This is a genomic window from Indioceanicola profundi (genome assembly GCF_003568845.1).
Classification (GTDB): Bacteria; Pseudomonadota; Alphaproteobacteria; order Azospirillales; family Azospirillaceae; genus Indioceanicola; species Indioceanicola profundi.
Genome location: NZ_CP030127.1, coordinates 49,279 through 70,487 on the forward strand (window position 1 = coordinate 49,279; position 21,209 = coordinate 70,487).

Below are 21,209 nucleotides of genomic sequence, written 5' to 3' on the forward strand. Positions count from 1 at the left end.
TCACGCATGGTCCAGGCGTCGGCGCCATGTGGTCGGGACTTCGTTGGATGGGTGACATGAGCAGAGCCGTGGAACAGGCGCATCAGTTATCGCTCCTCGACAGCCCCCTGATCGGGAGCGTGAAGAATGAGCGCTCGATCATGGTCTACAACTTCTTCGCTCTGACGAAGGAGAAGCGGGTGGACCCGATCCGCTATAGCGATGGCAAGGTCGCGATCGAGGTGAAGGGCACGGATGCCGGCATCGCCACGATCTACGATAAGGAATTCCTGATCTATGTCGCCTCGCTGATGGTCGACAAGATGAACCGGGGGGAGCCGGTCAGTCAGGTGTTCAGCTTCTCCGGCCATGATTTCTTCCGGGTCTGCCGGGTCTCGGCCGGCGGAAAGAGCTATGACCGGATATCCGGGGCGCTGGAGCGTCTGCAGGGTACGCAGATCAAGACCAACATCGAGACCGGAGGCGAGGGCACGGACGAGTGGTTCAGCTGGCTGAAGTCCGCCAAGGCCGAGTACCGGAAGAACGCCAAAGGTGAGCGGGTCCTGAAGCGCATTACGGTGGAGCTGTGCGACTGGCTTTACCGTGCCATCCTGAAGGACAACAGGATGCTGACCTATGACCCGGCATATTTCGATCTGCCCCCCATGGAAAAGCGGCTCTATGAGATGGCCCGCGCCCATTGCGGCAACCAGCCGGGCTTCAAAATCAATCTGGAGAAGCTGCGCCTGCGCGTGGGGGCCGAAACGGATCTGCGGCAGTTCCGCTACAAGCTGGCCAAGATCGCCGAGAAGAAGAACCCGCTGCCGGAATACGGCTTCAAGCTGGTCAACGATCCTAACAGCGATGGAGCGGTGAAGGGGCAGCGCACCGTGCTGAAGAAGATCATGGTGGTCTTCTGGCGTTTGGACCGCTGGCGGGAATACGATGTCGGTCGTTTTGAGATGCTGGAGGACTGAGGGGCGGGTCTGCGCTGTCGTAGCAGCTCAGACCTTGTAGTGGTCGCGGTACCAGCGCACGAACCGTTCGACGCCGAGCTCGATCGGCGTCGAGGGTGAAAAGCCGACATCGCGGGCAAGATCGCTGATATCGGCATAGGTGGCGGGAACGTCGCCTAGCTGCATCGGAAGCATCACCTTCTTCGCCTTGCGTCCGACGCAGCGCTCAATCAATTCAATCAGATGCATGAGTTCCACCGGCTGGTTATTGCCGATGTTGTAGATGCGGTAAGGCGCGCTGCTGGCGCCAGGATCGGGACGGCCGCCTGACCAGTCCGGATCGGGCTGCGCTACATGGTCCGCCACCCGCACCACACCTTCCGTGATGTCGTCGATATAGGTGAAATCGCGCCGCATGCGGCCTTCGTTGAACACCTGGATCGGCTCACCTTCCAGAATAGCCTTGGTGAACAGGAACATCGCCATGTCCGGCCGGCCCCAGGGGCCATATACCGTGAAGAAGCGGAGCCCCGTCGTCGGTAGGCGGAAGATGTGGCTGTAGCTGTGTGCCATCAGTTCGTTCGCCTTCTTACTGGCGGCGTACAGGCTGACGGGGTGGTCGACATTGTGGTGGACGGAGAAGGGCATCTCCGTATTGGCACCGTAGACGGAGCTGGATGAAGCATAGACGAGATGCTGGACCGCGTGATGGCGGCAGCCCTCGAGAATGTTCAGGAAGCCGGTGAGGTTGGCATCCGCATAGGCATGGGGATTGATGAGGGAATAGCGAACGCCGGCCTGTGCAGCCAGATGGATCACCTTCCCTGGGCGGACCCTCCCGAACAGGGCGGCCATGCTCTCACGGTCGGCCAGGTCCACGCGCTGGAACTCGAAGCCGTCCTGCCCCTCCAGCAGGGCGAGCCGGGCCTGCTTCAGCGCCACGCTGTAATAGTCATTGATATTGTCGATGCCGACGACCTGGCAGCCCCGATCAAGAAGCCGTTGGGCGACATGGTAACCGATAAAGCCTGCAACGCCGGTGACGAGTACGGGACTGGATTGGAGAGGCATCGCACATTTCCGATTTCCGCGGCAGGGAACGGCCGTGTAGAGGATCGGAGCCACTATTAGCGGCTAGCCCCCGGTGCGTCGATGGTGTTTCTGGCAGTGCAGCGTGCCGGACGGCTAGTCCGGACGCTGCCAGCAACTCCCGAAAGTGGTGGCATCAAACGCCGGTCCCAAGCAGCATTCGAACGGTCGTGTCGAGGTTTCCGCCCCTGAAGAGATGTCCGGGAATGCCGGCGGCCTCCGCCGCCGCGAGGTCGGACGGCTTATCGCCAATCAGGAAACTTCGTCCAAGGTCCACCGGCCAGCGCCGCATCAGGTCGAGCAGCATTCCAGGCTTCGGCTTGCGGCAGGAGCAGTCCAAACGATAGCGGGACAGAGCAGCTTCTGGGTGGTGCGGGCAGTAGCGCCAGTCATCCACCCGTGCCTCCTGGCTGGCGAGTTCAGTCTCCATCCAGCGGTGCAGGGAAACGACGTCCGTTTCCGGAAAGTAACCCCGCCCGACGCCGGACTGGTTGGTGACGACGAAGACGAAAACGCCGGCCCCGTTCAGGCGCCGAACCGCTTCCGCGGCACCGGGAATCCAGGCGACCTGGTCCGGCCGGTGCGGATAGCCCGTGTCCTGTATCAGCACGCCGTCCCGGTCCAGGAAAGCCGCGGGCTTTAGGACCGTACCGCCGCTCATGCGAGGTCCGCTTCGACCAGTTCGCAGAGCATGTGCCCGACGGCGATGTGCATTTCCTGAATGCGCGGCGTGTGGGCGGAGGGAACGCGCAGGCAGACATCGCAGAGGTCCGCCATCCGCCCGCCGGAAGAGCCGGTCAATCCGATCGTAACAATGCCGATCTCACGCGCCGCCTGCACCGCCTGCAGAATATTGGGGCTGTTCCCGCTGGTGGAGATGGTGACCAGCACGTCGCCCGGACGGCCCAACCCCTGGACCTGCCGGGAGAATACCTCGTCGAACCCAAAGTCATTGGCTATGGCGGTCAGGGCCGAGCTATCGGTAGTCAGCGCTATCGCTGGGAGGGCCCTGCGGTTCACGAGATAGCGGCCCAGAAGCTCGGCCGCCAGATGCTGCGCGTCGGCAGCCGAACCGCCGTTGCCGCAAAACATGATCTTGTCGCCAGCGCGGATGGCGGCTGACATGCGGGCGGCCAGATCGGCAACAAGGCCCGCCTGTTCGGCAAGCGCTGTGAAATTCTCTGCCGATTGGAGCAGGCTCCGCCGGATGAGGTCTGTGGGTGTGTTCGGCATTTCGATCCCTGCTGGAGAGCCGGTCGCGCGTCAGACCAGCCCGTCTGCGAGGCGCAGAAGATAATCTCCATACTCGCTCTTCGCCAGTGGCGCGGCCAGCCGCCGCAGATCCTTGACGGTGATCAGGCCCCGCTGGAATGCGATCCGTTCCGGACAGGCGATCTTATACCCCTGCCGCTGCTCCACCGCGCGCACGAACTGGCCGGCATCGATCAGGCTTTCCGGCGTTCCCGTATCCAGCCAAGCATAGCCTGTAGCCAATGCTTCCACCCTGAGCGTGCCGGCGCGGTGATTGGTGTTGATGACGTCGACGATCTCCGTCTCGCCCCGGGCGGACGGTTTCAGCCCTGCCGCGATCTCCGGCGCCTGCCGGTCGAAGAAATAGAGGCCGGTTACAGCGAAGTTGGAACGGGGCTTGGCCGGCTTTTCCATGATGGAGCGCACCCGACCGTCGCCAGCGAACTCTACCACGCCGTACCGTTGCGGGTCCTTGACGCGATAGCCGAAGACGAGGCCACCCTCTTCCAGCTGGGCGCAACGTTCAAGCATCGCGCCCAACCCATGGCCGAAGAACATGTTGTCGCCCAGGATAAGGGCGACGTTGCTGTCGCCAATGAAATCCCGGCCGATTGTAAGCGCCTGGGGCACGCCCTCGGGCCTGGCCTGTTCGGCATAGGAGAAGGACAGACCCCATTGAGCGCCGTCACCCAGCAGCGCCTTGAAGAGATGTGCGTCCTGCGGCGTGGTGATGATCAGCATCTCGGTGATGCCGGCCAGCATTAGCGTCGTCAGCGAATAGTAGATCAGGGGCTTGTCATAGACCGGCAGCAACTGCTTCGAGACGACTTTAGTCACGGGGTTGAGGCGCGTGCCCGTTCCCCCCCGCAAGAATGATGCCTTTCATCGCCTCGCCTCCCCCAATCTTTCGCCGGCATAGCGTTCCTCCCGGATGGGACGCTACCAGCTCTCATTCTTCAGGTACCATTGCACGGTCGCCTCCAGCTCTGTGGCGAAGGTCTCCTGCGGCGCCCAGCCAAGCTCGGCGCGGATTTTCGTCGTGTCGATCGCATAGCGGAGGTCGTGGCCGGGCCGGTCGGCGACATGGCGGATCAGACGGCAACGCGGCCCGGCAGGATCGGGTACGGACTGGTCCAGCAGATTGCAGATCCGCTTTACCACCTCGATATTCGGCAGTTCCGAACCGCCGCCGATGCAGTAGCTTTTACCGGGCCGGCCCTGTTCCAGGATCAGGCGCAGGGCGCGGGCATGGTCTTCCACATGCAGCCAGTCGCGCACAATCTGCCCCCGGCCGTAGACCGGAAGCGACTTGCCTTCCAACCCGTTCAGGATCATCAGCGGGATCAGCTTTCGGGAAACTGGTATGGCCCGTAATTGTTCGAGCAGTTCCCGACAATGACCGGCAGGCCATAGGTGTGGAACCAGGCCCGGGCCAAGTGATCCGATCCGGCCTTGCTGGCGGAATAAGGGCTGTTCGGCGCGTAGGCTGTCGCCTCATTGAAGCGGCCCTTGCTGATACTTCCAAAGACTTCATCCGTTGAGACATGGACGAAGCGGAAGCCGGCCCTGCGCCCATCGGGCAGCGCGCGCCAGTAGGCGGTCACGGCATCCAGCAGCGTGCAGGTGCCGACCACATTGGTCATGACGAAGGCCGATGGCGCGTCGATAGAGCGATCCACATGGCTTTCCGCTGCAAGGTGCAGGACCGCGTCGGGCTGGAAGCTGGTCAGAACGGACGCCACGCCTGCGGCATCGCAGATATCCAGTCGTTCGAAACGGTAACGAGGGCTGGAGACCACTGATGCCAGCGCATCCAGGCTGGCGGCATAGGTCAGTTTGTCGAGATTGCACACCTCATCGCCCGCAACGACGAACTGCCGGACGACGCAGGAGCCGATGAACCCGGCGCCGCCTGTTACCAGAACCCTTGCCAACCCTGCTCTCCCGCGGTGCGCGAGCCATCATCCTTCCCTTTCAGGAAAAGACGGCTGCCTCCAAAGATATTGGTCATCGCATGGCTTGTCTCGCTTTTCAGTACGGCAGCGCCTCCCCTTTGCGCCAGCTGACAGGCCTGCCATCTCCGAATGAGGTGGTCCCTACCCCCATTCCCGTCTCGGAAAGCGGCGCAGCTGGGCATTACCTTCTGTTTCCGTCGGAGAGCAGGTCCGCTGGCAATCGCGGTTGCTCGCAACAGAAAAGAAGAGATAGCCATGCGCAAATCCATTGCTGCCTACGGCACCGCCCTTGCCCTGGTGCTCGCCCAGATGCCAGCTCACGCTCAGCAGACCCAGGTCGCCCAGGATCAGGCCGGTGGCGGCACCGGAGCCGGCACGGGGACTGCAGCCGGCGCGACCGGCGCTTCGGGCGCCGCCTCCGGAGCCTTGTCGCTGCTGCCCGTCGCCGGCGCCCTCGCCCTTGCGGCTGGCGCTGTCGCGATTGCCGCTTCCGGCAATGACGACGATGACGAGACCGCCGCTCCGGGGCCGGGTACCGGCACCACGACCTCTACGGCGACTGTTACGCAGTAATATCGCGTCAGGTCCAGGTTTCGACAGGCCCGCAGCCTTCAGGCTGCGGGCTTTCTGTTGTCCAGCCGTCGACGGATCACGTCTACGCCAGGATCAAGAGGGGTACGAAGCTGCGGCGGCGAGAATGCTGTCCAGCGCTGTGTACGGGTCCGGCGCGGCCAAGCCCATCATGTCGCGGAGGCGGCTGCAGTCCAGGCTGGTGAAGGCGGATGCAGGCTCCCCGCCCAGCACCTCACCCATTCGGCCCGTCACCGGCTGAACAAGCCTATCATCTGCTCCGATCCGCCGGGCGAGGTGGAAGGCTGCACGGGCATAGTTGATGTCCTCGCTCGCCGTGAGCTGGAAAATTCCGGTGCCGGAACGGTCCAGTATCCGTGCTGCCGCCTCGGCCACCAACCCGACTGGAACGGCTGCCAGGGGGAAATCGGAGAAAGGCTGGATCGCGCTGCCGGCACGCAAGCTGCGCACCCAGCCGGCGAAGGGGCCAGCCTCCGGCCCCACGACTTTGGAGAGGCGCAGCACTGAAGCACCGGGTAGAGCCAGTACGCCTGCTTCCGCCGCGGCCTTCTGGCGGCCATATTCGCTGGCCGGGCACGGCCGGTCGGACCAGCGCCGATGGGGGATGGACCCGTCATAGACCTTGTCGGTCGAGAGCAGCAGGATGCGTGTCCCCGCACGGGCCAATCGGCCAGCGAGTTCCAACGTGCCGGCAACGTTCGTCTGCGCTGTTCCCACCGGATCGGCTCGGCAGTCTGCTAGCCGGGCGCGTGCGGCGCATAGAACCGCGGCGGCATAGCCGGCTTCGGCGATCCCGAACCCCTCCCCGCTTGCGAGGTCGAGCAGAGGGCGGTCCGGCCCCGCCATGTCGGCGCGGCGCGTGGAAGCCGCGACCCGCAGGCCCCGGCTGCGCAGATGGGGAACCAGCGTGCGGGCAACATAGCCGTCGCCGCCAACCACCAGCACGGCATTTTCCGCCGCGGTCATGGCCGACCCTGCCCCCCGGCGGCGATGCGGTCCAGCACGGCCAGCGCCGGACCGGCTGTACGGATAAGGCCCTTGTAGCGGGCGGTGTCCTCGGGAGCCGTCCGGATCACGCCGGCGAGATCGGCGGCGTGATCCGGCGAGAGCTGGCGGATGGCGCGCTGATATGTCCGGATACCGAAGATTACGGCGCCGCTGCCCGGAAGATGGCGGAGCGTCTGGCGTTCAACCCTCAGAAAGAGCCGTTCCCCAGCATTTTCTGCCGTGATGGTGCGGTCGGGGCTGGTGTGTGCAGTTTCCACCGGCTGGAACAGGGCGGGGTCGTCGTTCAGCGCCCAGTTGGTGCGCCAGACCGCTTTTCCATCGGCGAGTGCGTCGAAGAACCGGTCCACCGGCACCGCCAGCGTACGGTCATAGTCGGGGACCGGCCGGTGTATGCCCGGCATCGGCTTGCCGAGCTTGTCCGCCAGGCGCCAGCGGTTGGGAAAGCACAGGACCGCCCCTGTGAGCCGCCAGCCGCCGTGCGTACGCGTCATGATGCAGAGATCATCCGCGACCAGCGCGCCCATGACCGCGAGCGGATCGGACCCGTCCAGCGGCAGCCGTTCACCGGTAATCCGGCTTTCGATCCATCCATCCGCCGCGGTGAACAGGTCCGGGAACCGGCCGGTCAGGTGATCGGCCAGAAGCTCGAGGAGTTCCCGCGCTGCCGGCGTGGCCTCAGGCATCAGGGCCAGTACTTCCCCCCGGCGGGTGCGCAACAGCTCCCTGCGCCCAGCCAGCAGCCGGGGCCATTCCGCGTCGGGCTGTATCCAGGCGGCGGGAGCCAGAGCCCGCAGGCCCATGCTCATCCGGAAGGCCGGTCCGTCGAAGGGCCAGGGCATGTCAGCCGGCGGCAGCGCTGGCAGTGCCGGCCCCGTTCCTTGGTCGCCTGTTCCGCCGTCTGACATCATAGCGCTCCCGTTTCCATCGGGCGCACTATCCCGGTCCGGATGGCCGGATTCAAGTCCGCCGCAGATCAGACGGGAAGCGGGTGCGGCGCCGGTCGGCCGAACAGATAGCCCTGTAGGTAATCCACGCCCGTGGCGGTCAGCCAATCGCGCTCCTGCTCCGTCTCGACGCCCTCGGCAATGACGCGGATGTCCAGCTCCGTTCCGATTTCGATCAGGCGGCGCACGATGGCCGACTTGAACCGGTCATCGGCGACGCCCTGGATCAGGTGCATGTCGATCTTCAGGAAGTCCGGCCGCAGCCGGGCGAGGAGATCCAAGGAGGAATAACCGGCCCCGACATCATCCAGCGCCACGCGGAAGCCCACCCCGCGATAGTGGGACAGAATCCCGGCCAGATGTCCAGGGTCGTCGATGCGGTCGGTTTCCGTTACCTCGAACACGATTTCGCTTCGTGGGATTCCGGCGCGGTCCACCGCGTCGATGGTGGTGCGCAGACAGGCCGTCGGATCGTAGATGGAGGTCGGCGTGAAATTGATGAAGATGGAGCCGCCGGCCCTGACCTGACCAGCTCGATGAACGGCCGTTTCCCGCGCCAAGCGGTCCAGCGGAAACAACAGATCGCCGTCACGCGCCGCGTCCAGAAGCCGGCCGGCCGGAATCAGCGCGCCATCCTCATCCACGCCGCGCAGCAGGCATTCATGTCCGATCGTCCGGTGCGGAGCGGCGGCGGAGACGATGGGCTGGAACAGGCTGGTCAGCCGCTGCTCCGCGATCACGTTGGCCAGCCACCCGTTCCGGGCCCGCGCCGTGGCGGCAGTAAGGGACATGACACGGCCGAAATCGGCGACGCTCGGCGGAATGTCGGCCGTATCGGAAACGAGGATCTTGGTATCTTCCCTCTCCTGCCGCGTCAGCGATTCACCGGCTTCCACCAGGAAGCGGTTGGAATCCGCACCCGGAACCGTCATGTAGCTGCCGCAGGCGCTGCGCGCCCAGGAAAGGCCAAGCCGTTTCAGCGCGGACTGGAGTTTAGCCGCAACGTGGCCGACGGGCGGCCAGACATACACGACCCCGCCATCGACGCGCATTTTGCCTACAGGGGGCGCACAGCGGGTACAGACCTGACTGGATTCTGGCGTGCTCACAGGCTGCTCCCCCGTCGTCGATGCCGGCCACGGTTCCAGGGAACGATAGCCTGTATTTTAGATATATTGCGCCAAGAAAGGGTTTCCCATTCCCGCAACAGGTCAGGTCCGTACCACTTAGGGCATAGCGGCTCGGATGAGACCCGGCTTGCCTGCCCAGGGCGCGTCGTGTAGGCGTCAGCCCCGACGGACCCGCATCCCGGCGGGTCGCGCCGAGCCTTGCGTGGACTGCCATGCCCGACACCGATAAGATTCTTTCTGCCGCCCGCGAGCTGCTGCGCATCGAAGCCAAGGCCGTGCTGATGCAGGAACAGGCCCTGGATGAGGATTTCGTCGGGGTCGTGCGCATGATCGCGGCGGAACAGGGCAATACCCTGGTGGCGGGGGTCGGCAAGTCCGGCCTTATCGCCCGGCTGCTGGCCAGCAAACTGTCCTCCGTCGGCGCCCGGGCCTTCTATTACAGCGCGCTGGACGCGCTGCACGGGGAGCTGGGCGGGTTACGTCGCGGCGATCTGCTCATTCTCCTGTCCAACAGCGGCCAGACGCAGGAGCTGCTGGATGTGGCAAAGGCGGCTGTGCAGCGGGGCGTCAAGGTAGCGGCCATGGTGAGCCGCGTCCCCTCCTCTCTCTCCCGCATCGCCGATTTCACGCTCCAGGCCCGTATCGAACGGGAGGCGACGGAAACCAAGCTCCCCACCGCCAGCACCACCGCCATGCTGGCCCTGGCGGATGCGCTGGTGGTGGGCGTCGCAGCACAGCGCGGTTTCACGGCGGAGGATTTCGGCCGCAACCATCCCGGCGGGACGCTGGGCATCGTGCTGGGATCGCGGGTGGGCGACCTGATGGTGCCGGCGCCGGAGGGCGTCGCGCTGGTCGCTCCGGACCAGCCGGTGTTCGAGACGCTGCTGGCCATGACGCGCCATCCCAATGGCGCCGCCATTGTCACGGACGGCGATCGGCGGCTTCTTGGCATCGTGACCGATGGCGACCTGCGCCGCGGTCTGGCCGCCAATGGCAAGGGCTTCCTGGATACCGAAACACGGTCCTGCATGACGATTTCGCCCCGTTCCTGCAGACCGGAGGCGAGCGCCATCCAGGCGTTGGAGATCATGGAGACGGCCTCCCAGGTCTATGTGCTGCCGGTGGTCGATGCGGACCATAGGGTGGTCGGGCTGGTCCGTATGCATGACATTGCCGGAATGGAAGTCGAAAAGTCCCTGGGCTGACCGGCCCATACAGACAGGAGGCGGCAATGGCGGCGTCCCTTTTCCCACAAGCCGAAGCATTGGCGCGTTTTCGCAAGGAAGGCCGCGCATTGCCTGACTTTCCCGGACCGGCGCCGGCGGATATCGGGGAGGCGTACCGTCTTCAGCGCGCGGTGCAGGCCGCCATGGCCGAGCCTGTCTGTGGCTGGAAGATCGGCGCAACCAGCCGCACGGTCCAGGAGGCGATCGGAACGCGGGAGCCTTTTTACGGTCCACTCTACGCGCCGCGCTGCCACGGCTCCGGTGCGGCCGTCCCCGTGCCGGAAGGGGCGTTGGGTATCGAATGCGAATTCGCCTTTCGTCTTGCCAAGGACCTGCCTCCGCGTCCGGAGCCCTACGGAACGGATGAGGTGGTGGAGGCGGTGGGCAGCGTCCATCCGGCCATCGAACTGGTCGGCCTGTGCCTGCCGTCCGCGGCATTCAGGGATGTCCGCTGGTGCATCGCCGACCATGGCCTCGACGTCGCCCTCATCGCCGGGGCCGGCGTGACGGACTGGCGCCAACTCGATCTGGCGGGACTGACCGTTCACGCCGTGGTCAACGGTGCTGAAAGGGCGGCAGGCAGCGGGGCGGCCGTGCTGGGCAGCCCGCTTGTGGCCCTGACCTGGCTGGCGAATGCCCTCTCCTTCCACGATCGCGGTCTTCTGGCCGGCGACTGGATCAGCACCGGAACCTGCACGGGAATCCAGGTTGTGAAGCCAGGGGATGTGGCGGACGGCATGTTCGAGGGGATCGGCAGCGTCCGCGTTTCTTTCTCCTGAGCGGTGGTGCGCCTGCCGCCGCCATATTGCATGGTGGGTGGCACTTGCCTCATTATTTCGGCGAGATCGCAGGCTGCCGCTTCCGACGGCCCGCCGTGGAGAAGATTGAGATGCGCGAGATGCGAAGCCTGGGCTTCACCGAGCGGGAGGTCATCACGGCGGTGGTCGATCTGACCCGGAAGCTGCGCCAGCCCCTGCCCAGCGGGCAGATCATCGGCATCGAGTTGAAGCCGAATCCGGTGCGGGCGGAACTGACGGTCGAGGATGATTTCGGCGCCCGCAAGGTCGTCCACCGCAGTTCGGCGGAACTGGCGGCCTCGCTCATCAACTACTGCCTGGAACGGCGCATCCGGCTGCCGAGCAGCGGCCGGAAGTTCGTGGAGCTGATCGCTGGCTCGCTGAACCTGGTCATCTACATGGAGGACGCCGCCGGACAGTCGAAGAGCCGGAGAACGGTGCGTCCGGCATCCGCCCGCGCCTGATGCCGGCCTGGATGGCTCGGTACCGGGCGGAACCGTTGGAACCTGCATGAATTGGTATCTGATCGGCGCGTTTTTGACGGCAGGTCTTGTCCTGATGGCACGGAGCGCCTGGATTCAGGGGGAGCTGGACAAGTTTCTGAAGGCGCTTGCCCTGGTGCTCCTGCTTCTGGCTTCGCTGTCGGGATTCGTCGCCGGTTGGATCTGGCTGAACAGCTGAGCACCCATGAACTAGATAATCAGGACGCCAGCCGCAACGGGGCGGTGAGGTCCCGGTCCATGGTTACCTGCCCGTCGGCAACGCGGATCACCATATCCGCCCGGCGCAGGGTGGCGAGACGGTGGGCGATGACGAAGGCGGTGCGCCCCTGCATCAACCGCTCCAGGCTTTCCAGGATTTCCTCCTCCGTCGCGGCGTCGATCGCGCTCGTCGGCTCGTCCAGGATCAGAATCGGAGCGTCCACCAGGAAGGCGCGGGCGATGGCGATCCGCTGGCGCTCCCCACCGGATAAGCGCGCCCCGCGCTCTCCCACCCGCGTGGCATAACCCTCGGGCAGTCTGCTGATGAAATCGTGGGCGGCGGCGCGCTTGGCAGCCTCGACGATCCGCTCCATGGAGGCGCCGGGGTCGCCATAGGCGATGTTCTCCGCAATAGTGGTGGAGAAAAGGCCAGCATCCTGCGGCACCACTGCAAACTGCCGACGCAAGTCCGCCAAGCGGATGTCGCGGAGGTTGCGCCCGTCCAGGAGGATGCGGCCTTCCGTCGGGTCGAGCTGGCGCATGATCAGGTTGACCAGGGTGGATTTGCCAGCACCGGTGCGGCCCACGATGCCAACGCAGGTGCCTGCCGGAATATCCAGGCTGACGCCCTGCAACGCGGGCAGACGGCTGTCATAGGCGAAGCCCATTCCGTCCAGCGTAATATGGCCGTGTGCCCGTGCCAGGGGCCGGGCAGACGGCAGGTCCTGGACGGCAGGGGGCGCATCCATCAGCGAAAAAGCCCGTTCGGCGCTGACCAGTGCCCGCTGCTGTCCGGTCACATGCGTCCCGATGGTCTGGAGCGGCGCAAAAAGCTGGGCGAGATAGCCCAGAACCAGCAGCAGTTCCCCCAGCGTCAGGCTGCCGGATTGCACCGAGCGCGCGCCGAAATACAGGATTGCCACGGAGCCCAGCGCCGATGACAGGCCGAGCAGAACGGTGAGGAGGCCTTCAACCCGGATCACCCGCCGACGGGTCGCGTGGGCCAGGCGGGCGGCCGCGAGGAACCGTCCCGACTCCCGCGCCTCTTGTCCGAAAATGCTGACCAGCCGGGCGGCGGACAGGGCTTCCTGCACCACGCCGAAGGCGGCGGCTTCCTGCTCCTTGGCTGTGGCCCAGCGGCTGCGCAACTCCGTCTGGCTGAGGTGGATTAGAGCGATCACCGGCACCGCCGTGGCAAGGGCGACCAGCGACAGCACGGCGTCAAGCCGGGCAGTCACTGCAAGCACGCCGCAGAGCGAGATGCCCGCCACGACCAGCGGGATGATGCCGTAGAGCGCCGTCCATTGCAGGGCCGGCGCGTCATGCTGAATCCGGCAGGCGGGGTCCTGGCTTCCCCTATCATGGGCAAGCACGGGCATGGACAGTCCACGCTCCAGCAGTCGACCGCGGAAATCCAGCACCATGCGCTCCGCCACCTGATCGCGCAGCATCCAGTCGGCATAATGGTGCGCCGCGGCCAGCAGCGCCAAGACCGTGCCGAGAATCAGGGACAGGGTGAGCAACATGCCGGCATCCGGCGTACCGGGAAGGAAAGCGGCGAGCCAGTCCGGCAACGCTTGCCCGCCCAGCGCATGATCCACAACCAGCTTGACCGGCAACGGCAGCAGAAGGGCGAGCGGCAGGCCGGCAAGGCCGGAGAGCAGAACCAGGAGGAGGTGGGAGCGATAGTCGCGCGCCTCACGGAAGGCGCGGGCGTAGAGCTTGGCGGCCGAACGGGCGGTGGTCATGGTTAAGGCACTGGTCCGGAGCTGGCGCCATGCCGGCTCTCTTGCAGGCAGAGCCTGATTGAATAAGGTTAACGCCCCCTTTCGGGGGGGGCTGCCTACTCCATTCGGATCAGCGCACATCCACCGCTATCGGCCAGCAATCCTGGCCGCGGCGGGCCAACAGGGTGCAGACCTCCTCGACCCGCATGCGATTGAACGGCCCGGCAGCAAGCTCGATGGCCATGTCCCGCGTGGTTGCTCGCCGGAAGAGATAGGGGGCCAAGTCGGCCAACTCGGGCAAGTACTGTTGGATTTCGGCCCAGCGTGCCTGGGCTTCCGCCGGGGTAGCGAAGCGGCCCAGCCGCGCGGCGAAGAAGCCGGGCACACCTGGGGACAGGCCATCCAACGGACCATAGGTGCCAAGGATTGGTACCAGCTGGTCCGCCGGCACCTCGCGGGCTCGGGAACCGTCCAGGCTGGCCTTCCCGTTCACCACCCGGACCACATCCACGACCTCTCCTGCAGCGTCGAGCTGACCGTTGAGGCCGAGTTTGGCCGCACCGGTCCGTCCCTGTGCGATCACGGCCGCGCGGTACAGGATCGGGCGTTCCCGGTCGATCGGAGCCAGGGAAGCGGCGCTTACATAGCCCAGCTCCCGCCCGTTGACCGCGATCCAGGCCATGCCGGTTCCGCGGGGATAGCCCAGCACCGTCACGGTGCGCCCTGCCTCCAGCTCCATCACCTTCGCGGCTCCTGCCGACGGGGTGGACATGATCTGCAGCGGTCCGGCCGCGATGGCCTCCCCAGGATCGACGGCATACTGGGCCGTGCCGGGCCGCGGCATCAGGGCTGTGAGAAGGCCGGCCGTGAGGATGGCCAGCGCGGTCCTGTGCCGGGTAGTTCCCGTCATAGCCGGGCGCGCTCCTTCTTCCGAACCGCTTATGTCAGGTGGGGTGGTTGGGGAGGGCGAGTTCGCCTGCGGAACGGACGGGCCGGGAGTACTGGGGAATCGGACCATGCTGGGCGGATTTGTCTGAGGCAGCAGCGGACGGCGTGATGACGCCATCTCGGAACGCTACCTCCTTTGGGCAGGCATGACCAGCCGCGATGCAGCCTGGGCCGTGGTGAAATCAGCTTGCGATGCGCTCCAGGAACTCCTGGTCGTGCACGACCATGTAGCCGTTGCGGTAGGAGATTGCACCGCTGGACTGGAAGCTGCGGATGGTCTTGTTCACGATTTCCCGGCTGACGCCAAGCATGTTCGCCACATCCTCCTGGGACAGGAATGTGGCGATCCGCACGCCGTCTTCCGTCTTCCGCCCGTAGGATTGCGCCAGCATCAGGATGCGCTTGGCAAGCCGGCGGGTGACATTGAGGAAGACCGTGTCCTCGATAATGGAGCTGGTCCATCGAACGCGCTCGCAGAGCACGCCCATCAGGCGGATGCACAGATCCGGCCGTGCCTCTAGGAAAGGCAGGAAGTCAGAGCGGTCGACACGCAGCAGTTCGCAGGTTTCGGTCGCCACGACCGTCGCCGTACGCTCCCCGCCATCCAGCATGGCAATCTCCCCGAAGACGTCGCCTTCGCGGAGAATGTTAAGCAGCATCAGCTTGGCCTCGGCTGATTCTGTCTGCACTGCCAACTGGCCCCGCAGCACGGCATACATGCTGTCGCCTGGATCGCCCTTGGCAAAGATACGTGCCTCCGCACTGATCCTCTGCCTGCGGGCAAAGGCCAGGACGGCATCCATTTCCGCCGGCTGCAGGATACCGAACAGCCGATTGCGGCGAAGCAGGGCAATGTCGATACTTGGGTCGGTCGGCAATTTGGCACAACTCCGGGGCGACGGACCCGATGGCTCGTCCCCCGGCATTGATCATGGTCCATGAGGCCCGTTGCAAGCCCTTTGATCGGGCATCGGGTTCCATGTGGGACAGGGCGGAGCGGAGTCAGCCGGCCTGCAGTACTGGGCGGGATACCTTCTCCCACATGGTCGTGCGTTCGAACGGGAAGATGGGCTGGGCGGGCATCCAGGTTCCAGCCAGTGCGGCCCGCATCGTCCTCAACATGGCAACTGCATCCTCGCGCTTCTGGTCGGCGCGGCCTGTGGGCAGCCACGACCGGAATGCCGCGATCTCGCGCGATGAAAGGCCCTGTTCCTCCGCGATCCTGAGAACGCGCGCATAGGTCCGCTCCTTATAGGGGAGGTCCTTCGCTCCCTCCTCCAGGGCGCGGCGTACCGGTTCCGTGATCACGCGGGCGGCGAAGGCGTCGGACAGGGTGCGGCGGATATTCACCATCGCCTCCGACAGGATCGGGAACCCGATCTCCGCCGGGCCATGGGTGACCGCCACCTCGTCGTCATCCTCCAGGCGCCCGTCCACATAGGCCTCGAAGATCGCGCCGACGCCTTCCATCCCGAAGGGATGCAGCTCCGCCGCCCGGAGCGCGCCCATGCTGGATGCGCCGAACACCCGGATGCCCTCCTTCATGGCGAAGAGGATTTCCTTGTGCCAGACGGACGGCACATTCTCGAAGTAGCCGTCGATGATACCGATCGCCTTCGGCTTCTCCAGCACTGCCTTCAGCACGTCGCCCTGTGCCACGGGCATGCGATAGTCCGCATCCAGGATGGCGGCGGCATCGGCTTTGGCCAGCGTGGGGCCCAGGAAGATAATGGCGTCATGCATGATGCACCTCGATAGCGGACGACTGGGGGCAGGAGCGGATCAGATGCCTTTGGCGGCGCGGGCGCGGCGGCCGAGGGCGTAGCCGGGATGATCGACCCCCTCCAGTCCGGGGACGATCACGCGGACCACCGGGATGTTGAATTCCGGCCGGCTGAGGTCGACGACGATCACGTCGTCGATGCCGACACGGGCCAAGCGGTTTGCCAGCTCATCCAGGTCTTGGCGCAGGGACAGCCCAGTCCAGTTGGGGATCGCATTGAAGTCGCGCGTCGGCGCTTCGTCCCGTAGCCGGGCCAGCCAGCGGCCCTGCTCTTCGCCCGAAAGGAAGCGCTCATAATCCTCGCGTCGGATATCGTCGCGGGTGCCGGCGATGAAAGTGAGACGGCTCTGGGCCGCTTCCGTCAAGGCGCGGGCGAGGGCGATTTCACGCACCAGACTGGCGCCGCAGCCGATCGCCGGGCGGATGGTGGCGGCGTGATCGCCATTGGCCTGGACGATGCGGCAGAGGAAGACAGGAACGCCGATATTGGAGGTGATGTCCCAGACGCCGACCTCAACGCCGGCGCGGTGGAACCGGGCAATCAGGTCGCGGCAGATGGGATCCGCGACGGTTTCCAGGTCGAGACGCGTCTGCTCCTGCTCTTCATCGCTCTTCAGATGCCAGAGCGTCAGGGCATCGCGCTCGATCACCTCGCTGAGGCCGTGGATCACCGCCTCGAGAACGTGGTTGCCGGACGCGAGACCGTTGGAGGAGGCCTGGAAGCCGCCATGTCCCGTCGGAAGCGGAACAGTATAGTTGGTGTGCACCATCTCGAACGGGACCCAAATTCCCCGCTGGTGCGCGAGGCTCCTGCCCTCTACCCAGAGCGTTTGGGCGTAGGGTGTCCAGTTGCTGTCCACGTAGCGGGGCAGCTTGTCCGGGTCCACCATATGGTGGCTGTAGCAGAGATCTTCGAAGGCACCGAATTTGAGCGGCAGGGTGACCCGCTCCGCATGCCAGCTCTCGACGGATTCCATCAGGGCAGAAGCTTTGGCAGCGGCCAGCGTGACGCCTTTACCCTGGCTGACGGCGAGCGCCCGGCTGTTGGGCCGGTTGCACATGACCACCGGGATGCCGATCGTATCGAGCCCGGTGACATTGGCCAGCCGCGTAATCCCGAAGACAGGCAGGAGCGGCTTCAGACGGGCCACCGTCTGTTCGGCCGGAACAATCCGGCGCCAGGCGGTGCTGGTTAGCGCGCGGTCGAGATCGCCGACAAGCGCCTGTTCCATTAGACTTATCTCCCAGAGAAATATGTGGGCTTGACATATTTCCCCACGCCATAGTGGGGTGCGGCGGGCATGGAAGCCCGCCGCAATCCAGGGACTTAGACGGGAATGTACTGGAACCCGCCGGCAAGGAGGTCGGTCGCGGCCGTTTCAGGGGCTTGCTGGACCTGCTCAGCGGGGGACGGTGCGTCTGCAACCGTGGCAGCGACTGCGGCGGGTACGCCGAGGGTCGTCACCAGGGCGGCGCCAAGGGTATAGAGACGGCCATCGGCGGCGCGGATCTTCATGCTCATGATCTCAAGCTCCTGTGCTGAGTGGTGGCTGGTGTGCGCATACCACCGTACGCGCAGCACGGCGCGACATCGTGTGAAGTACTTCACACAGCGTTCTGCGCACACTCCTGTACGCTTCAGCCGAGTTTCGATTGCAGCCCTGACAGGAGACCCGCCATGAACGGTTCGGACAATGAGAACGAGAAGAAGACGGAAGTCTATGTTCCGAGCCCGCTCGAAGTGGACGGGCAGCTGATCTCCCACAATGTGTGGGTCGAGGGGCATCGGACCAGTGTCCGGCTGGAAGCGGTGATGTGGAAGGCCTTGAATGAGATCAGCGGCCGGGAAAGCCTGAATGTCCACCAACTGATCACGTTGATTGCCCGTCGTCGGCATCCCAACGCATCTTTGACGGCCACGGTCCGGGCCTTCCTGGTGGCGTATTACCGGGCGATCGTGATGCTGCGTGATGAAGGAAAGCTCACGGATGAAAATATGAGCCTGATCGAAATACTCGAACGGGCGATGTTCAGGGCGTGATCGACAGTTTCTCCGGAATCTGTTCCACCCGCGGCAGGCCTGACAGCCCATATTGGCGGGCCTGCTCTTTCGCCCTGGCATAGTAGGCGTCCCGGTCGGTGCCCGTGGAGCAGGAGGACAGAAGCATCAGCAGGCTGATGGTCCTGGGCACGTTGCCGCAGGACTCCGACAGGGCCAGCGCCTGACGCGCCAGCGATACTGCCTCCGACCGTTCCCCAGTCTGATAGTATCCGGCGGCCTTGTAATAAAGAACACGGGCAAGATAGAGAGGCGCGTTTCTTTTCTCGGCAAACCTCAAGGCATCATTGATCAGGTCGAAGCCAGCCTTTTTCTGCTTTCGCCGAATTTTGCAGAATCCAAGCCGCGCCAGGATGATTGGCATCGGAACATGGAAGCCCGTTATATCGACAAGGGCCTTTGCCTCCTCGCAGAGGCGTTCCGCCTCCGGATAAGCGCCGACCAGCACCAGAGCTTCGCTGCTAAACAGCCGGCAAAGTACCCTGTCAGACAGGCTGGAGCTGGAATCCCCTTCCGCGATGGCCTGATCGATATGGACCCGCCAAGTGGGATCACCTTTCAGGGCCTTGGCTACGGCAAGCTTGGCCTGGATGACCGGTTCCGCCCTGAGGATCATGTAGCGGCCGTGTTCCTGAAGGCCTTTTGCTGAAATCCTCGCCGCCCGCTCCAGAAGTTTCAGCGCAGCATCGACCCGGCCTCGCTCCAGCAGCGGCCCCGTGACCAGATCCATCAGTTCGAAATGCGGTTCGCCGGACTCCTCGATTTTTGCGGATTTGGTCAAAGCCTGCTGGCCAAGCTCGATCGACCTGTCGAGCCGGCCATAGACCCATTCGAACGAACACTGCATGAGAAGAGCGGCGATTTCACGCCTCAGATCCTGAGCCCTGACCGCCAGAACCGCCGCGTCCGAAAGCAGCTTGTCGGCGGCATGGATACGGCCCAGCGCCATGAAGGCACGGGCGGTCGTGAGACGAAGGTCGATCCTTTTCTCCGGATCGGTAATGGAGCCGTGGTCCAGCAGTTCAGCGCGCAGCGCGGTGTTGAGCGCAACCGCCGCTTCCGATGCACGGGACTGCTGAAGAGCGGCCGAGCCGGCCGAAATCCCGGCTTCGACGGCCTTGCTCCACCATTCCGCCCGGAACGCATGCTCGGCCAGGGCCCCCAGGCGGTTGTGCATGTCTACGAACGCGGGATTCGCGTCCAAGGTACGGGCGAGTGCCGTGTGAAGCGCCTTCCGGTCCTTCCGGGTCAGGGTTGCATAGGCGGCTTCCTGTAGAAGCGCATGACGGAAGGTGTATTCGAGGCGCGGCAGAAGGCGGGTCGGATCGATCAGGCCGCGGATTGCGATATCGGCCAGCAGTTCCGTCACATCCTGTAGCGACCGGCCAACGGCAGCAGCAAGAAGGCCGGCATCGAACGTCTTTCCAATCACGGCTGCCGCCAGCAGGAGCTCCCGTTGCGGCCTGGCCAGGGAGTCGATGCGCGATGTGAGCAGCGCCTGGACCGTTTCCGGCAGCCGCCCCATCCCGTCCCTGCCCAATTGATCGTCACCGGCCGTTCCGACCAGAATGCCATCCGCCCGCAAGGCACGGACGCATTCTGTGAGAAAATACGGGTTACCCTGCGCCCGTGCGGAGATCGATGCCTTCAGTTCATCAAGTTCCGGGCGGCTCCCGACAAGCATTTCCAGCAACCGCTGCACGGCAGGCGGTTCCATGGCATCAAGCCTATGAACCATAGTATGAGGCAGATCGGTCTGCTCGGACCGGCTTGTCGCCAGGATCAACAGGGAAGTCTGTGCCACTATTCCCGCGATACGGTTGAGGATGACGCAGTCGTCGGACCCTGCCCAGTGCAAATCCTCGATCAGAAGCATCAGCGGTTCGTCAGCCGCTGCCGCGCCCAGCATTTCGCCCACACCCTCGGCGGACAGGTTCAGCAGTCCTTGCGGGTCTCTGCCTGGACGTCTCTGCGCGGGGAGAAGCATGTCGGCCATGGCTTCGGCACGGTTTGTCGAAATGCCGCCAGCCACAAGCATCGTCACCAGGATGGACCGATCCTCCGGAATGTCGCGCTCGAATACCGTTTCGACCAATTCGGTCAGCGCGTCCGGCGCGCCCACGGGACGGACGCTGTGCATCTGCCATTCCATCACGCGCAGGCCGCGCCGCTGGGCAATAGAGACAAGGCGTTGGGCCATGTGGGTCTTGCCGATCCCAGGGGGACCCGACAGGATGATGGTCCGCCCCCTGCCTACCCAGGTCACGTCGATCGCCGTCGTGAGGAGAGAGACTTCGGCGTCGCGCCCGACCAGAGGAGTTTCATCGTCCGGGCGTCGGCGACGGCTGAACGTTCCCAGAATCGAATGGGTGCGCACCACATCCCCAGGCGACAGGCTGATCTCGCCGCAGGGCTCCAGATGGACCCAGGCGCGGGCCAGGGCGGCCGTGCTGTCCGCCACGCGCACACTGTTGGCGGGCGCCGACTGCTGCAGCTTGGCGGCGGCATGAACCGTTCGGCCGACTGCCGGCGGGCGGGTGCTGCCCGACATGGCGGACGCATCCCACAGGATTTCACCCGAGCAGACGCCGACGCGGACGGCACAGTTCATACGTGAGTCGCGCCGCGACGAGCGTACGATGGCATCCGCAGCCAGACAGGCCCGAACACCATGATCCTCCACCGCGTCGGGGGCTCCGAACACGGCGAGGATGCCATCTCCCATGGTCTGGCACAGCGTGCCGCCGAAGCGGCGGACCTGATGTTCCAGCAGATCAAGAATTCCGGAGAGCTGGTCACTGGCATCCTCCGGATCGGCGGTGGCAACCATCCGGGTCGATCCGACAATGTCGGCAAACAGCACCGTCACCACGCGCCGGTCCGGCTTCATGGCCGCGGATCTGGCCGCCATCTGTTCATGGGCCGGGGCGGACAGGGGCAAAAAGGACGATCCCGGTGCAGAAACGGCTGCACCGGCGGATGCGCTGGCGGCGTCCGCTATTGATCCTCTGCCCTGAGACATATGCCCCTACGCGATTGACGCTCGCTCGTCTGTTGCAGGCCCA

Annotated in this window: 21 protein-coding genes and 1 pseudogene; 7 read left to right on the forward strand and 15 right to left on the reverse strand. The window is 64.8% G+C overall.

From position 1 onward, the window contains the following. The first annotated feature begins 56 nt into the window (after nt 1-56). Entirely contained in the window at nt 57-956 is a 900-nt protein-coding gene (locus DOL89_RS16665) for a replication initiator protein A (protein ID WP_119680524.1), read from the forward strand. A gap of 27 nt (nt 957-983) precedes the next feature. Here DOL89_RS16665 and DOL89_RS16670 read toward each other — a convergent pair whose 3' ends face one another. From DOL89_RS16670 to rfbB, 5 genes and pseudogenes are all read right to left on the reverse strand, one after another. Further along, nucleotides 984-2,006 (reverse strand): NAD-dependent epimerase, encoded by a 1,023-nt coding sequence (locus tag DOL89_RS16670; RefSeq protein WP_119680525.1) that lies wholly within the window; start codon nt 2,004-2,006, stop codon nt 984-986. A 154-nt stretch (nt 2,007-2,160) separates the two neighbouring features. After that, on the reverse strand, nt 2,161-2,685 hold the full coding sequence (locus tag DOL89_RS16675; protein ID WP_119680526.1) for a D-glycero-alpha-D-manno-heptose-1,7-bisphosphate 7-phosphatase: 525 nt from the start codon (nt 2,683-2,685) through the stop codon (nt 2,161-2,163). Continuing rightward, the gene (gene gmhA, locus DOL89_RS16680; protein ID WP_119680527.1) at nt 2,682-3,257 is read right to left on the reverse strand and encodes a D-sedoheptulose 7-phosphate isomerase; all 576 of its coding nucleotides are present in this window, start codon (nt 3,255-3,257) and stop codon (nt 2,682-2,684) included. The genes DOL89_RS16675 and gmhA overlap by 4 nt, the downstream gene beginning before the upstream one ends. 30 nt (nt 3,258-3,287) lie before the next feature. After that, on the reverse strand, nt 3,288-4,112 hold the full coding sequence (gene rfbA, locus DOL89_RS16685) for a glucose-1-phosphate thymidylyltransferase RfbA (protein WP_404813509.1): 825 nt from the start codon (nt 4,110-4,112) through the stop codon (nt 3,288-3,290). A 102-nt stretch (nt 4,113-4,214) separates the two neighbouring features. Then, nucleotides 4,215-5,209 (reverse strand): annotated as a pseudogene (rfbB, locus tag DOL89_RS16690) (dTDP-glucose 4,6-dehydratase). A gap of 276 nt (nt 5,210-5,485) precedes the next feature. Here rfbB and DOL89_RS16695 point away from each other — a divergent pair. Then, nucleotides 5,486-5,803, forward strand: a complete 318-nt coding sequence (locus DOL89_RS16695) for a hypothetical protein (RefSeq protein ID WP_119680529.1) — start codon at nt 5,486-5,488, stop codon at nt 5,801-5,803. A gap of 93 nt (nt 5,804-5,896) precedes the next feature. Here DOL89_RS16695 and DOL89_RS16700 read toward each other — a convergent pair whose 3' ends face one another. The 3 genes from DOL89_RS16700 to DOL89_RS16710 form a co-directional block, all read right to left on the reverse strand. Continuing rightward, entirely contained in the window at nt 5,897-6,787 is an 891-nt protein-coding gene (locus tag DOL89_RS16700) for a sugar nucleotide-binding protein (RefSeq protein ID WP_119680530.1), read from the reverse strand. Beyond that, on the reverse strand, nt 6,784-7,635 hold the full coding sequence (locus DOL89_RS16705; RefSeq protein ID WP_162937607.1) for a heme-dependent oxidative N-demethylase family protein: 852 nt from the start codon (nt 7,633-7,635) through the stop codon (nt 6,784-6,786). Before DOL89_RS16705 ends, DOL89_RS16700 begins: the two co-directional genes overlap by 4 nt. Nucleotides 7,636-7,802: 167 nt before the next feature. Next, the gene (locus DOL89_RS16710) at nt 7,803-8,825 is read right to left on the reverse strand and encodes an EAL domain-containing protein (protein WP_119680532.1); all 1,023 of its coding nucleotides are present in this window, start codon (nt 8,823-8,825) and stop codon (nt 7,803-7,805) included. Nucleotides 8,826-9,115: 290 nt separating this feature from the next. Between DOL89_RS16710 and DOL89_RS16715 the strand changes: the two genes are divergently transcribed. The 4 genes from DOL89_RS16715 to DOL89_RS25000 all read left to right on the forward strand — a co-directional run bounded on the left by DOL89_RS16715 (nt 9,116) and on the right by DOL89_RS25000 (nt 11,607). After that, a complete protein-coding gene (locus tag DOL89_RS16715) occupies nt 9,116-10,108 on the forward strand; it encodes a KpsF/GutQ family sugar-phosphate isomerase (RefSeq protein WP_119680533.1) in 993 nt (330 codons plus the stop codon). 89 nt (nt 10,109-10,197) lie between these two features. Then, entirely contained in the window at nt 10,198-10,908 is a 711-nt protein-coding gene (locus DOL89_RS16720) for a 2-keto-4-pentenoate hydratase (protein ID WP_162937608.1), read from the forward strand. Nucleotides 10,909-11,018: 110 nt separating this feature from the next. Next, entirely contained in the window at nt 11,019-11,390 is a 372-nt protein-coding gene (locus DOL89_RS16725) for a hypothetical protein (protein WP_162937609.1), read from the forward strand. 46 nt (nt 11,391-11,436) lie between these two features. Continuing rightward, nucleotides 11,437-11,607 (forward strand): hypothetical protein, encoded by a 171-nt coding sequence (locus tag DOL89_RS25000; protein ID WP_162937610.1) that lies wholly within the window; start codon nt 11,437-11,439, stop codon nt 11,605-11,607. A 19-nt stretch (nt 11,608-11,626) separates the two neighbouring features. On the opposite strand, the gene DOL89_RS16730 is transcribed toward DOL89_RS25000, so the two are convergent. From DOL89_RS16730 to DOL89_RS16755, 6 genes are all read right to left on the reverse strand, one after another. After that, entirely contained in the window at nt 11,627-13,375 is a 1,749-nt protein-coding gene (locus DOL89_RS16730) for an ABC transporter ATP-binding protein (RefSeq protein WP_162937611.1), read from the reverse strand. A gap of 109 nt (nt 13,376-13,484) precedes the next feature. Next, complete coding sequence (locus DOL89_RS16735) at nt 13,485-14,264, reverse strand: SH3 domain-containing protein (protein ID WP_119680537.1); 780 nt, start codon at nt 14,262-14,264, stop codon at nt 13,485-13,487. Between the two features lie 220 nt (nt 14,265-14,484). Then, the gene (locus DOL89_RS16740) at nt 14,485-15,180 is read right to left on the reverse strand and encodes a Crp/Fnr family transcriptional regulator (RefSeq protein WP_225890011.1); all 696 of its coding nucleotides are present in this window, start codon (nt 15,178-15,180) and stop codon (nt 14,485-14,487) included. 124 nt (nt 15,181-15,304) lie between these two features. After that, nucleotides 15,305-16,045: a TfuA-like protein gene (locus tag DOL89_RS16745; protein WP_119680539.1), complete on the reverse strand. Its 741-nt coding sequence runs from the start codon at nt 16,043-16,045 to the stop codon at nt 15,305-15,307. Nucleotides 16,046-16,084: 39 nt separating this feature from the next. Beyond that, nucleotides 16,085-17,317 carry a YcaO-like family protein gene (locus tag DOL89_RS16750; RefSeq protein WP_119680540.1) on the reverse strand — a complete coding sequence of 411 codons (1,233 nt, stop codon included), beginning with the start codon at nt 17,315-17,317 and terminating at the stop codon, nt 16,085-16,087. A gap of 95 nt (nt 17,318-17,412) precedes the next feature. After that, nucleotides 17,413-17,607 carry a hypothetical protein gene (locus DOL89_RS16755; protein ID WP_119680541.1) on the reverse strand — a complete coding sequence of 65 codons (195 nt, stop codon included), beginning with the start codon at nt 17,605-17,607 and terminating at the stop codon, nt 17,413-17,415. A gap of 156 nt (nt 17,608-17,763) precedes the next feature. Here DOL89_RS16755 and DOL89_RS16760 point away from each other — a divergent pair, with 156 nt between their 5' ends. Next, the gene (locus DOL89_RS16760) at nt 17,764-18,126 is read left to right on the forward strand and encodes a ribbon-helix-helix domain-containing protein (RefSeq protein ID WP_119680542.1); all 363 of its coding nucleotides are present in this window, start codon (nt 17,764-17,766) and stop codon (nt 18,124-18,126) included. On the opposite strand, the gene DOL89_RS16765 is transcribed toward DOL89_RS16760, so the two are convergent. Then, complete coding sequence (locus tag DOL89_RS16765; protein ID WP_162937612.1) at nt 18,116-21,055, reverse strand: ATP-binding protein; 2,940 nt, start codon at nt 21,053-21,055, stop codon at nt 18,116-18,118. The two genes, DOL89_RS16760 and DOL89_RS16765, sit on opposite strands and share 11 nt — an antisense overlap. Nucleotides 21,056-21,209 lie beyond the last annotated feature (154 nt).